Here is a 12,962-nt window from a genome sequence, read left to right as displayed (position 1 = left end):
GCGTTTCCTTTCGTTGAAGTCCTTATCGTTCACCCCGGCCCCCGCTGGCGGGGGCTGTCACGCAGTGACTGGGGGTGGTTGTCGGAAAGCCCGTCACAGTCGGCTGAACACCATCTCGCCGCCGATGATGGTGGCGAGCGGGCGTCCGGTCACCTTCCATCCGCCGAACGGGGTGTTGCGCGCCTTGGAGTGGAAGCCCTCGGGGTCGACGGTCCACTCGCCGGACGTGTCGAGCACGACGAGGCCGATCCCGGCCGTGTCCTTCACCGCGCCCAAATCGAGCACACGCCTGGCGTCCGGTTCGCGCGAGGCGTCGGTCTCGCGGTCGAGCAGCGCGGTCACGTCGGTGGCCTCATGGCCCATGAGACGCATCGGTTCGACGCTCATCAGTTCGATGAGGCGTTCGTCGGAGATGTAGCCGCCGTCGACGAGGGTCTTGTGGCACACGCCGTACGCGCATTCGAGGCCGATGATGCCGTTGGGGGCGTCGAGGAAGCCGAGCCCCTTCTCCGCCATGGTGTGCGGCGCATGGTCGGTGGCGAGCAGGTCGACGGTGCCGTCGGCGACGGCCTCGCACGTGGCCTTGCGGTCCTCCTCCGAGCGCAGCGGCGGGTTCATCTTGGCGAGCGTGCCGTACGTGAGCAGCGCCTCGTCGCTCAGGGAGAGGTAGTGGGGCGCGGTCTCGCAGGTGACCGGCAGGCCCTCGGCCTTGGCGGCGCGGATCGCCTCGAAGCTGCCGGCGGTGCTCACGTGCTGGAAGTGCACGTGCACGCCGGTCTCGCGCGCCTTGGCGATGTCGCGCGCGACGATTCTGAGCTCGGTGTCCTCGGGGATGCCGGGCACGCCGAGCTTGCGCGAGACGGGACCCTCGTTCACCGCGCCCGTGTCGTGGTGCTCGCAGTGCTCGATGAGCGGCAGGCCGGACTCCTTGGCGAGCGCGAACACCGCATCAAGCGTCTCCGGGGTGACAGCCGAGCCGTCGTCGCTGATCGCGGTGACCGGATGCGCGAGCTGGTCGGCGTCCTTGGTCTCGTCGCCGACGCCCGGCATGTGGCGGCGCCAATGTTCGAATTCGGTGGCCTCGCGGCCGGCGCGGCCCTTGGAGGCGCACACGCACAGGTCGTAGCGCACGGGCAGCGTCACGCCGTGGTCCGCCGAGTAGTGCTGCAGGAAGTCGATGACGTCGTTCCTGCCGGAGGACAGCACCTCGTCGGCGCCGGGGGCGTCCCGGTCGACGATCGTCTCGCCGTCCATCGCGGGCACGGTGTTCGGCATGATGAGGACGTCGGTGTATCCGCCGGAGGCCGACGCGGCGCAACCGGTGACCATCGACTCCTTGTAGGTCTGGCCGGGGTCGCGGAAGTGCACGTGCGGGTCGGCGAATCCGGGCGCGAGCGTGAGCCCGGTGGCGTCGATCTCGAGTCGCTCGAACCCGGCCGCGCCGGAGCGCTCCCCTTCCAGGACGGATCCCGCGGCGAGCGGCACCTTCACGTCGATGATCTCGTCGGTGTTCCACACCTTGATGTTGCGCAGCGTCGGCATATCGGCTCCTTACAGTTTCGCTTCCTCGTCGCAGTAGTCGCAGCGGTACTCCTGGCGCTCGGAGTGCGTCAGGTGGAACATCTGGTCGATGCCGCGTTCGGTGGTGGTCACGCAGCGCGGGTTGCGGCAGGTGAGGATGTTCACCACGTGTTCGGGCAGCGTGGGCGTCTTCTTCTCGACGATCCTGCCGCCGCGCACGATGCCGACGGTCGCGGTGCGCGCGACGAGGCCGAGCACGTCGAGGTCGATGGACGGACCCTTCTTGCCGTCCTCGTCCTCGATCTTGATGATGTCCTTGCGGCCATACAGGTGGCTGTCGGTGTTCATGATGAGGGCGAGCTTGGTCTTCGCCGGGTTGATCTTCAGGTAGTCGAGCACCTTCAGCGCGGTGCCGGCGGGCACGTGGTCGATGATGATGCCGTTTTGGATGCTGGTGACCTCCATCAGGCCTGGACCTCCTTGTTCTCGAACGGTTCGTAGCCGGGCAGCTCGTCGCCCATCACCGTGCTCTCGAGCGCCATGCGCATGAGCATGCCGTTCTTCACCTGCTCGAAGTAGGCGGCGCGCGGGTCGTCGTCGACCTCGACGGCGATCTCGTTGATGCGCGGCAGCGGATGCAGCACGGCCATGTCCTTCTTGGCGTGGGCGAGCTTGTCCTCGTCGAGGATGTACGTGTCGCGAAGACGCAGGTAGTCGTCCTCGTTGAAGAAGCGCTCCTGCTGCACGCGGGTCATGTACAGCACGTCGAGGTCGCCGATCACGGAGACCAGGTCCTTGACCTCCACGTAGGAGCAGGACGGGGTGGCGTCGATGCGGTCGAGCACGTACTGCGGGGTCTTGAGCTCGTCGGGGCTGATGAGCACGAAGCGAACGTTGCCGAAGCGGCAGAGCGTCTCGATGAGCGAGTGCACGGTGCGGCCGAACATGAGGTCGCCGCACAGGCCGACGGTCAGGTCGGTGACGCGGCCGAAGCGCGACTGGAGCGTGGCGAGGTCGGCGAGCGTCTGCGTGGGGTGCATGTGGCCGCCGTCGCCCGCGTTGATGACGGGCACGGAGGCGGCGCGGGAGGCGACGAGCGCCGCGCCTTCCTTCGGATGGCGGATCGCGACCACGTCGACGTAGTTGGACACGGTCTTCAGGGTGTCGGCGATGGATTCGCCCTTGGAGACGGAGGCGAGCTGCGCGCCGGCGAAGCCGATCACCTTGCCGCCGAGACGCAGCATCGCGGTCTCGAAGCTCAGACGCGTGCGGGTGGAGGGCTCGTAGAAGAGCGTGGCCAGCACCCTGCCGTCGCAGGTGTGCGCCACCTCCCTGCGATGCGCGTCGATGTACTGCGCCTTGTGCAGCAGATCGGTGATCTGGGGGATGGAGAGATCGTCGAGCGAGATGACGCTCTTGCCGAGCATCGGCGTCTCCGCCGGTTCCTGTTCAGTTGACACGGCTCACCTTTCGTGTGTGAAACGGACAAGGTGGCCACTAACGTGACCTATCCGACTATAGACCATTTCTCCGACGCCCGCCGCACAAGCCGTCCCCCGCGCGTCACCTTCCGTTCACCTTGCGCGGGCGTGCGGCGGATCAGTCGCACGCCATGCGCGCTACAGTACGTAACCATGTTCACCTTCGAGCAGTTGGAACGCTGCAACCGCACCGAGCTCGCGATCTGCCGGTTCGTCTCCGCGCATCCGGAGGCCGCGGCGTACATGTCCGTGCGCGAGCTGGCCGCCGCCACCTATGTCTCGCCGTCCACGGTGATGCGCTGGTGCGCGCGGATGGGATTCGACGGGTTCGACGCGTTCAGACGGGCCGCGCGCGACGCCGCCGAACGTCCGGAGCAGGGTCCCGTCCCGCAGGCCGATCTGGGCGAGTTGTCGTTGTTCTTCTCCCGCGCCGACTCCCCCGCGTTCGAGGCGATGCTCGGCGAGGCGACGTCGCTGCTGGAGAAGGCCGACCCGATCGTCTTCATCGGCGAGGGGTCGTCGGGCACGATCGCCGACTACGGCGCGCGCCTGTTCGCGAATCTCGGCCTGTTCGCCATCGGGTTGACGGACGCGTTCTATCCGTCCGGGACGTTCGCCCGACCGGGCATGGCGGTCATCGCCGTGTCGGAGAGCGGCGAGACGCCGAAGCTGCTGGAGACGGCGGAGGGCTTCGCCTCGCGCGGCGCGAGGCTCCTCGCGTTGACGAACACGCCCGGCAGCACGCTGGCGGGGATGTGCGACTGGTCGTTCGCCGCCGGTCTCGCGCCGGAGCGCGTCAACGGCGGCTACAACGCGACCAGCCAGCTGCCCGCCGTGTTCGTCATCGAATCGTTGGCCCGTCGTCTCGTCAGGCTGCGCTCCGATGCGGATCGGCCCGATCGGCCCCGTTCCCGTTGATCGGCCGCAGCACACGGCACGGGTTGCCGACGGCGACCACGTTCTCGGGGATGTCGCGCGTGACGACCGATCCGGCGCCGATCACCGTGCCGTCGCCGATGGTGACGCCCGGCAGCACGATGACGCCGCCTCCCAGCCAGCAGCCGCGCCCGATGCGGATCGGCCTGGCGTACGTGTTCCACCGGTAGTGCGCGTCGCCTGGCTTCCAGCCTTCCGCGAGCCGGTCCGCGAGCTCCACCGGATGCGTGGCCGTGTACAGCTGCACGTTCGACGCGATGAGCGTGTCCGATCCGATGTCGATCGTGTTGCAGTCGACGAACGTGCAGTTCATGTTGACGGACACGTTGTCGCCGATGCGGATGTTGCGCCCGTAGTCGCAGATGAACGGCAGGCCGACGGACACGTTCGCGCCGATCGAGCCGAACAGCGATTCGAGGATCTCGCGTTTGCGTTCCTTCGCGTCGTAGGGCAGCCGGTTGTATTCGGCGAGCAGCCGCCGCGCGGTGTTCTTGTAGTCGAGGAATATCGGATCGTGGCAGTCGTAGATCTCCCCCGCCATGCATTTGTCGAGCTCGTTCATGTCCTCTCCTCACTCGGTCACGTCGAGGCGACGGTCGTGCCAGTAATATTCGCGGTCGTGTTCGCCGATCGGACGCACCACCTTGCATGGCACGCCCACGGCGACCACGTTCGCGGGGATATCATGCGTGACGACCGAGCCGGCGCCGATCACGCTGTTCTCGCCGATGGTGACGCCCGGCAGGATGCTCACGTTGGAGCCGACCCACACGTTGCGTCCGATATGCACCGGCAGCGCGTACGTGTAGTGGTGTTCGCGCAGGATCGGCAGAATCGGGTGTCCTGCGGTGGCGATGGTGACGGACGGTCCGAACATCGCGTAGTCGCCGATCCATATCTCCGCGTCGTCGACCATGCTCATGAACGCGTTGATGTAGATGCCCCTGCCGAGGTGCACGCGTCGGCATCCGTTGTTCGCGTGCAATGGAGTCTCGATGTGCACGCCTTCGCCGACCTCGGCGCACATGCCTTTGAGCAGTTCGGCGCGGCGGTCCTGTTCGGTGGGTTTGGTCTGGTTGTACTCCCACAGCTTGTCCTGCCATGCGAGCTGTCCGTCCATGATGGCCGGGTCGTCGTAGTGGTACGGCAGTCCCGCGTCCTTGCGCGCCACGTTGTCCATCGTCTCCCGCGTATCCTCCATGCGTGTTCCTCGCCTTCCGTCCGCTTCGCCGCCGATCCGCGGCACGACTCCCATGGTAGCGTTGCCATGGTTCGCGGACCCGTTCCGGCGGTCATCCGGTACGTTCCGTGCCGGATCGGGAACGGCCGGCGGGCCCGGAGGATCAGCCCGCCAGCCGCCGCCCGATGACGTCGAGGAAGGCGTCCGCCCCGTCCCGGCGGCGGCGCGCGTCGGGATGCGAGGAGGTGTCGTCGAACACGTAGACGTCGAAGGTGGGCAGCGTCGCGCCCGTCACCGGCATGAACGCGATGCGTCCGTCGCCTTCCACCGCGACGGACGCCATCAGTCCGACGGCGATGCCGGACGCGATGATCGACTTCATCGTGCCGACGTCGGCGACCTCGATGATGTCCGTGGGGTCGATGCGGGAGCGGATGAACGCGCCCGCTGCCTTCGAATGCACGAAATCGTCGGACAGGGTGACGAACCGCATGCCTCGCATCGCCTTCCCGTCGGACAGGTCGAACGTCATCCTGCCGGCGAGCGCCGTCGCGGCCGCGCCGGCTTTCGCGTAGGCGAGACCGAACGGGAACGACGCGATCCGGAACGTGCGCGCGACGCCGAACGACGGCGATGATTCGACGGCGGCGACCGCGCCGAAATCGACCGTATGCCGTTCGATGGCGTCGAGGAGCCGGCGCGATCCGACGGATTGCACGGTGACCTCGCCGTCGAGTTCGCCGGACAGGGTGTGTGCCAGGGCGTCGATGGTCTCGTCGCCCAGCAGGTAGGCGGAGATGATCGGCGGCAGGCCCCCGGAGTAGGAGACGGTCTGGTCGTCGCCCGCCGCGAGGTCCGACCGTCCGGCGCGCGCGATCTCGTCGGGCAGGCGGTTGATCTCGTCGAGGATCGCGGCGGTGTGGCGGATGAGGGCGAGGCCGGCCGGGGTGAGCGTCGCCTCTCCCCCGGCGCCGAAGCGGCGTCGTTCGATGAGCGTCGCGCCGAGCCGCCGTTCCAGCCGTTTGACCGCCTGGGAGACGGTGGGCTGGGAGACGCGGGCGGCCGCGGCCGCATCGGTGAAGCTGCCGAGTTCGGCGACGAGCTGGAAGAACTCCAGATCGCGGATGTTGTCTATCGATGCCATGAGCCGCCTTGCCTTGAGGTTCCTCACGCCATTGTAGCGTGGTCCCCGAGGCGAGGCGGCTCCGATCCGACCGCGGCGGCGCCCGCCACGGTGTCCGTCCGCGGCTCAGCCGATGCGCCAGGTGTTCGCTTCGACGGCGGCTTCGACGTCCGGCACGGGTTCGCGGTTGAGGCTTTCGGCGATGGCTTGTTCGGCGACGGCGACGGCGACCCTGCGCGAGATCTCCTTCAGATCGCTGACGGGCGGCAGGACGGCGGCGCCCGGCTCGTCCACGTCGGACATGCCGGAGATGGCGTGCGCGGCGGCGAGCAGCATGCGGTCGCTGACGAGCCGCGCCTTGCCGACGATCGCGCCGAAGCAGATGCCCGGGTACATGAGCGCGTTGTTGCCCTGGCCGATGTGGTAGGTCACACCCTCGTACTCGACGGGCGCGGACGGGGTGCCGGTGATGACGAACGCCTTGCCTTCGGACCAGCGGATCACGTCGGCCGCCTTCGCCTCGGCAAGTTCGGTCGGGTTGGAGATCGGGCACAGCAGCGGGCGTTCCACGTGGGCGCACATGGCGCGCACCACGCGCTCGTCGAACGCGCCGGGGCGGGTGGAGGTGCCGATGAGCACGCTCGGTTGGAACGCGTCGACCACGGACGCCAGGTCGGTCGGATCGGCGAGCGACGGGAATTCGCCGGCCTTGCGCGCGTACTTGCGTTGGCCGTCGGTCAGTCCGTCCTGGCCTTCGACGATGAGACCGTAGCGGTCGACGAGCGCGACGCGTCCCATCGCCTCGGCGCGGTCCATGCCGCCGCTGACGACGAGGTCGTCGACGAGCTGGTCGGCGATGCCGACGCCGGCGGTTCCCGCGCCGAAGACGAGGATGCGCGTGTCGTCATAGGAGGTGCCGGCGATGCGGCGGGCGGCGACGAGCGCGGCGAGCACGGTCACGCCGGTGCCCTGGATATCGTCGTTCAGGGTGAGCACGTCGCCCCGGTAGCGTTCGAGGATCGGCGCGGCGGTGGGGCGTCCGAAGTCCTCCCAGTGCAGCAGCGCGTCCGGGTAGAGCTCGAGGCAGTCATGGACGAACGCGTCGATGAACGCGTCGTAGCGTTCGCCGCGCACGCGCGGGAAGCGGTTGCCGACGTAGCGCGGATTGTCGAGGAGCTCCTTGCGGTCGGTGCCCACGTCGATCATGACGGGCAGGACGCGGGCCGGGTCGATGCCGGCGGCCGCCGTGTAGACGGCGAGCTTACCGGTGAGGATCTCCGCGCCCTGCGCGCCCCAGTCGCCGATGCCGAGGATGCCTTCGCCGTCGGTGGCGACAATCAGGTCGATGTCGCGGCCTTCAGCGTACTGGCGCAGCGCATCCTTGATGCGCTCGGGGTGTTCGATGGACACGTAGGCGACGTCGGAACCGAGATAGTACTTGTCGTACTGCATGATCGACTGGGCGACGGTGGGCGCGTAGACGATCGGCATGTATTCGGTCAGATGCTTGGACATGCCATGGTAGAACAGACGGCGGTTCTCGCGGCACACGCCCATCAGGAACAGGCGCTTGCCGAGATCGTCACCGATGCTCCGGAAACGCTCGTACACGGTCTCCTCCTGCATGTCGAGCGACTGCACGGCGGCGGGCAGCAGGCCGTCCACGTCGGCGATGACGCGTTCGTCGATCGTGGCGGCGAGGCCGCGGTTGGTGAAGGAATCCTTGAGTGTGGCGAATCCGGTCATGGTGTCGCTCCTTTTCCTTGTGTTCGGATGTCGGTTCAGGTCCTGTCGTCGGCTTCGTCGCCGCGTCGCCTCATACGATAGGAGCGGACCGCACGCTCCCACAAATAAGCGGGACCACTATGACGACACGCCGTTCCCCGCAACGGTTCCGACGATTCGCAACGGCGTGCCGGAACAGTCGGCCCCCATATAGGCGTCGCTTATTTGCGGGTGCCGAAGCCCACATCGTAGCCTTGGGGCAATCGGTCGCATCATCCGTTCCCTCCACCGATGAAGTCCGGAGGGACAGCCCCAATGAAGGAGTCACGATGACCATGTCCATACCGTTGAAGTCTTCCCCGAGCGCGCAGTCGGTCTCCGCGATGCCGGCGGCGGCCAAGGCCGCAGCCTCCATCCCGCATGCGCAGGCGCTCAAGGCCGCTATCTGCATCGCCGTGACCCTCGTCATCTACGTCGTGCCCGTGCCCGACGGCCTCACCGCCCAAGGCATGCACATGCTGGCGATCTTCCTCGGCACGATCCTCGGGCTCATTCTCCAGCCGCTGCCCACGTCCGCCGTGGCGATCATCGGATTGACCGTGGCGATGCTCACCGGCACGATGGATCCGAAGACCGCCGCGTTCTCCGGTCTCGGCTCCGCGTCGATCTGGCTGATCGTCGCCGCGTTCTTCATCGCCCAGGGATTCGTGAAGACCGGACTGGGCCGACGCATCGCGCTCGTGTTCATCAGCCTGCTCGGCAAGTCCAGTCTCGGCATCTCCTACGGTCTGACCGCGGCCGATCTGCTGCTCGCACCGGCGACGCCGTCGAACACGGCGCGTCTGGGCGGCATCCTGTTCCCGATCATCACGTCGATCAGCGACGTGCAGGAATCCACGCCGAAGTCCGATGAGTCGCGCCGCCGCATCGGAGCGTTCCTGTGCATCACCGCGAACAACGTGAACGCGATCACCTCCTCCATGTTCATCACCGCAATGGCCGCCGGCCCGGTGGTCGCCCAACTCGCCTCCGATTCGGATGCACCGATCTCCTGGGGCACATGGGCTCTGGCCGCAATCGTGCCCGGCCTGCTGTGTCTGATCGTCATCCCCGCGCTCGTCTATCTCATCTACCCGCCGAGCGTCAGGCACGTGCCGAGCGCGCAGGCGGATGCGAAGGCCGAGCTGAAGTCGCTGGGACGCCTGTCCGTCAAGGAGTGGATCATGCTGCTCACCTTCGCGGCGATGCTCGTCCTGTGGGCGACCGGCCAGATCACCGGCATCAACGCCACGACCGTCGCGTTCCTCGGCGTCGCCGTGCTGCTCGTCACGGGCATCATCACATGGAAGGAGATGGCGGCGAACTCGTCCGCATGGTCCACGCTGATCTTCTTCGGCATCCTCGTCGGTATGGCCACCCCGTTGAACGAACTGGGGGTCACCGAATGGGCGGGCGCGTTCATCGCCGATTCCATCGAAGGCTGGTCCTGGCCGGTGGTGCTCGTCCTGCTCACCGTCTGCTACTTCCTGCTGCACTACATGTTCGCCTCCGAACTCGCGCAGGTCGTGGCGATCTACACGCTGTTCCTGTCCGTGGCGGTCGCGGCCGGCGCTCCCCCGATGGCGACGGCGCTGCTGCTCGGCTGCACGTCCGGTCTGATCGGCGCGATGACGCATTACGCGTCCGGCCCGTCCGCACTCATCTACGGCGCGGGCTACGTGAAGACCGCCGAGTTCCTGCGCGTCGGCCTGGTATGCGGCGTGGTGACGGTCGCCATCTATCTGACCGTCGGTCTGGGATGGTGGAGACTCATCGGCCTGTGGTGACGGCCGGGCTCCCTCTACACTGAAGACACTGAAGGAAAACGTGCGTCGCGTGTCACGGATGGCATGCGACGCACGGCCATGTGCGACAGGAAGGAACAATCATGCGTCTCAGTTCGGTGAACCGTATCGAAACCATCGCCACGGACGGCGATGGGAGGGCGGCCGACGACCGTCTGTTCGTCATGTTCCACGGCTACGGCAACGATGAGCGTGAGATGATCCGCGTCATCGACGGCGTGTATGCGGGGACGGGACGGACCCCGAGCTACCTGTCGTTCCACGGCACCTACGACCGCGATTATATGGGCGGCGCTTACTGGTATCCGGACGGTTGCGGCGTCGAGGAGCGACGCCGGGAGTGCTCAGCGGTGGGCGATGCGGTGGTCGCGCTGCTGGATTCGCCGATGTTCGCGTCCCGGCGGAAGATCCTCGTAGGATTCTCGCAGGGCGGCTATATGTCCTACCGCATCGTGCGCGAACACCCCGACGTGTTCGATGCGGCGATTCTGATGAGTCCGTCGTTCAAGGGAGAGGAGACGACGGACGGTTCGGCGATCGGCGGCGATACACGTTTCCTGCTGCTCTACGGTTCCGAAGACCGCACGATCCCAATCGACGACCAGCGTACCGCGCACCGTGTGCTCGGAGAGACCGGTCGCCTCGAATCCCGCGAATACACCGGCATGGGCCACGCCATCCGTGAGACGGAGATCGAGGACATCAGAAAGTTCATTGAACTTTGAACTTTCCTATTCCGCCCTTCCTCCGCCGTGTCGCGGCTTGCGAATCAGATTAAACCGAGATGCCGGAAGGCGACGGCGATGCCGTCCTTGTCCACCGCGGTGGTGGTCCAATCGGCGATGGCCTTGATGCCGTCGGTCGCATTGCCCATGGCGACGCCCACGCCGGCCGTTTCGATCATCTCGGTATCGTTCTCCGAATCGCCGATGGCGATGGTATCGGCGATGTCGACGTCATACAGACCGGCCACGTATGCGAGTCCGGTGCCTTTGTCGTTTCCCGGCGTCATCCCTTCGCCGTTCGTCGGCGCCTCCAATCCCATCGAACCGCTGACGATGTGGAGACGATCGCCGACGGCTTCACGGATATCGTCCAACGTGAGTCGTGACGAGGGTGGTGCGAAGAACGTGCATTTCGAGGCGGGGACGAGTTCGCCGAGATCGACGTGATCAAGCCAGGCGTCGGCTTTGCTCGCTTCGAGTACACGCCACCAATCGCCGCCGTAGTCGGCGCGCAGGTTGCGGCGCACCCAGTCGACGTGCGCCATATATCCGGCCGACGCCCATAATCCCTGTGACGACTGCCACATGTAGTTGACGCCGATCTCATCGAACACGCGCGTAACGCGCGTCACCGTCTTGGGATCGATGAACCGGTCGAGCAGCACTTTGCCGCCGATCTCGATGTAGGCGCCGACCGAACCGACGATGCCGTCGAATCCGGGCGCGAGCACGTCGTCATCGATTTCGGGACGCGAACGCCCTGTATCGATGAAGACGAGATGTCCGTTGCGTTGCGCGGTATGAATCGCGTCAAGCGTGGATGGGGCGATGATATGGTCACGCCCGAACAACGTGCCGTCGATGTCAAGGAAGATGATGCTGCGGTTCATGTTCTTCACCTTTCACCGTGTCCTGTTTCCGTGGTCCGACGCCCGATCAATCCAAGTCGTGCGAACGCGTGCGCCAGACCATCCTCTTCGACGTCGTCGGTGACGAGATCTGCGGCCCGCTTGACGTCGGGCGACCCGTTACCCATTGCCACGCCATAGGCACAGTATTCGAGCATCGGCACGTCGACGGCCGCATCACCGAATGCGATGGTGTCGGCCCGATCGGCACCGAGATATGCGAGCAGGCAATCGATGGCATGTGCTTTGGTGATGTCCTTGACACCGAGATCGCCCCATAGGGCGGTCGCTCCCCTACCGCCCCAGGTGCCGTTATGCATGTCGTCGAATTCCTGTTCGGCATCGAGGAAATCCTGTTGGGAGCCGAGCACGTAACTGATCTTGTTCACGTCATCACGATACAGTTCGCCGCCGTAGATCATGTCCGGGTATCCGTCGTGAACGGTCATCGTATCCGCATTCGTTTTGCCTTTGCGCGCCGAATAGGCGCGTACAGCCTCCAACGCACCGTTCTCGAAATCCCTGCTGGCGAACAATCCGCTGTTGCTTTCCAGATAGAACGCGAGTCCACGCGCGTCCAACCAGTCGACGGCGCGCGTGCACTGGTCGAGGCTCAATGTCCGGTGCATGACGATTTCGCCATCGCTCTCCACATAACTGCCGTTACCACCGATCATGCCGTCCAGCCCGATCTCCCATAATGGCGGATAGACCTCGGCTTTGCTACGACCGGTGCAGATGTAGATCCTGTGTCCATTCGCACGGGCTTCGCGAATCGCCCCGACGGCGGAGTCGGGCAGGTTGTTCTCATAATCGACGAGCGTCCCATCCACATCAAGAAAGATGATTTTCGGAGTATCGGCGGGCATCATCGCTGCCTTTCTCTTGGCGGCCGCAGGACACAGAACATCATACCGCAACATATTTCAACAAGCGAAGGTTATATAGATTTTTCCCCGCCCCGCAAGAGCTACCTAATGTCGGAGTGTGTTTCCTCCCGCTGGCGGGAGGTGGCGCGCGGCACGCGCGTCGGAGGGTGGTCCCCGGCGTGCCGGCGGGGGCGCGTGTGGTGGGTGGGTTCGGATATGCGAGGGCCCTTGGGAGCTGTGCTCGACCAAGGGCCCTTTCTTATCGTGTGGATGCGGCGGCGTGCTACTCTCCCACACTCTCTCGGGTGCAGTACCATCGCCGTGCCAGGTCTTAGCTTCCGGGTTCGGAATGGGACCGGGCGTCTCTCCTGGGCTATGACCGCCGCAAATCTTCAATTGTGGGAGGGAACCATGTGGGGTTCCGCAGTCCCTCGGGCTGGTGGTTCGGGGACCGGATGGTGGACGCTGTTGATCGCTTGGGTTGTGCTGTCACGGTTGCTCCGTGTCGCGTATGATCCGCAGAAGAGGTTGATGCCGTCCCCTATAGGAGGGGATGAATGTGTGTCGCGCTTCCCCGTTAGTACCGGTCGGCTCCACCCCTCGCGGGGCTTCCACGTCCGGCCTATCGACCACGTGTTCTGCATGGGGGG

12 protein-coding genes and 2 rRNA genes are annotated in these 12,962 nt (G+C 65.8%); 3 read left to right on the top strand and 11 right to left on the bottom strand.

Annotation, left to right across the window (positions count from 1 at the left end):
* Positions 1-93: 93 nt before the first annotated feature.
* From AC1AYN_RS08260 to pyrB, 3 genes are read right to left on the bottom strand one after another with little or no spacing between them, the layout of a single operon-like run.
* Positions 94-1,542 (bottom strand): dihydroorotase, encoded by a 1,449-nt coding sequence (locus AC1AYN_RS08260; protein WP_476532891.1) that lies wholly within the window; start codon positions 1,540-1,542, stop codon positions 94-96.
* Positions 1,543-1,551: 9 nt separating this feature from the next.
* Complete coding sequence (locus AC1AYN_RS08255) at positions 1,552-1,986, bottom strand: aspartate carbamoyltransferase regulatory subunit (protein ID WP_476502321.1); 435 nt, start codon at positions 1,984-1,986, stop codon at positions 1,552-1,554.
* Positions 1,986-2,948, bottom strand: a complete 963-nt coding sequence (gene pyrB / locus AC1AYN_RS08250; RefSeq protein ID WP_476502416.1) for an aspartate carbamoyltransferase — start codon at positions 2,946-2,948, stop codon at positions 1,986-1,988. Before pyrB ends, AC1AYN_RS08255 begins: the two co-directional genes overlap by 1 nt.
* 207 nt (positions 2,949-3,155) lie before the next feature.
* Here pyrB and AC1AYN_RS08245 point away from each other — a divergent pair, with 207 nt between their 5' ends.
* Positions 3,156-3,920, top strand: a complete 765-nt coding sequence (locus AC1AYN_RS08245; RefSeq protein WP_476532890.1) for a MurR/RpiR family transcriptional regulator — start codon at positions 3,156-3,158, stop codon at positions 3,918-3,920.
* On the opposite strand, the gene AC1AYN_RS08240 is transcribed toward AC1AYN_RS08245, so the two are convergent.
* From AC1AYN_RS08240 to AC1AYN_RS08225, 4 genes are all read right to left on the bottom strand, one after another.
* Positions 3,871-4,500, bottom strand: a complete 630-nt coding sequence (locus tag AC1AYN_RS08240) for a sugar O-acetyltransferase (RefSeq protein ID WP_476532889.1) — start codon at positions 4,498-4,500, stop codon at positions 3,871-3,873. The genes AC1AYN_RS08245 and AC1AYN_RS08240 overlap by 50 nt on opposite strands.
* A 9-nt stretch (positions 4,501-4,509) precedes the next feature.
* Positions 4,510-5,139 (bottom strand): sugar O-acetyltransferase, encoded by a 630-nt coding sequence (locus AC1AYN_RS08235; RefSeq protein ID WP_476532888.1) that lies wholly within the window; start codon positions 5,137-5,139, stop codon positions 4,510-4,512.
* Positions 5,140-5,281: 142 nt separating this feature from the next.
* The gene (locus AC1AYN_RS08230) at positions 5,282-6,262 is read right to left on the bottom strand and encodes a LysR family transcriptional regulator (protein WP_476532887.1); all 981 of its coding nucleotides are present in this window, start codon (positions 6,260-6,262) and stop codon (positions 5,282-5,284) included.
* Positions 6,263-6,367: 105 nt separating this feature from the next.
* Positions 6,368-8,089, bottom strand: coding sequence for an NAD-dependent malic enzyme (locus AC1AYN_RS08225; RefSeq protein ID WP_476532886.1), 1,722 nt, complete (start codon positions 8,087-8,089; stop codon positions 6,368-6,370).
* 206 nt (positions 8,090-8,295) lie between these two features.
* On the opposite strand from AC1AYN_RS08225, the gene AC1AYN_RS08220 reads away from it, so the two are divergent.
* Positions 8,296-9,792, top strand: coding sequence for a DASS family sodium-coupled anion symporter (locus tag AC1AYN_RS08220; RefSeq protein WP_476532885.1), 1,497 nt, complete (start codon positions 8,296-8,298; stop codon positions 9,790-9,792).
* Between the two features lie 101 nt (positions 9,793-9,893).
* Positions 9,894-10,535 (top strand): alpha/beta hydrolase, encoded by a 642-nt coding sequence (locus AC1AYN_RS08215; RefSeq protein WP_476532884.1) that lies wholly within the window; start codon positions 9,894-9,896, stop codon positions 10,533-10,535.
* Between the two features lie 44 nt (positions 10,536-10,579).
* Here the strand turns inward: AC1AYN_RS08215 and AC1AYN_RS08210 are convergent, their stop codons facing one another.
* From AC1AYN_RS08210 to AC1AYN_RS08195, 4 genes are all read right to left on the bottom strand, one after another.
* Complete coding sequence (locus AC1AYN_RS08210) at positions 10,580-11,425, bottom strand: HAD family hydrolase (RefSeq protein ID WP_476532883.1); 846 nt, start codon at positions 11,423-11,425, stop codon at positions 10,580-10,582.
* 5 nt (positions 11,426-11,430) lie between these two features.
* Positions 11,431-12,315, bottom strand: coding sequence for a Cof-type HAD-IIB family hydrolase (locus AC1AYN_RS08205; RefSeq protein ID WP_476502312.1), 885 nt, complete (start codon positions 12,313-12,315; stop codon positions 11,431-11,433).
* A gap of 267 nt (positions 12,316-12,582) precedes the next feature.
* A 5S ribosomal RNA gene (gene rrf, locus AC1AYN_RS08200) occupies positions 12,583-12,699 on the bottom strand.
* Between the two features lie 170 nt (positions 12,700-12,869).
* A 23S ribosomal RNA gene (locus tag AC1AYN_RS08195) occupies positions 12,870-12,962 on the bottom strand; the annotation flags it as partial.

The sequence above is a fragment of the Bifidobacterium sp. LH_413 genome, assembly GCF_056357015.1.
The sequence above is the reverse complement of the archived record's forward strand: the minus strand, read 5'-3'. Positions and strand labels throughout refer to the sequence as shown.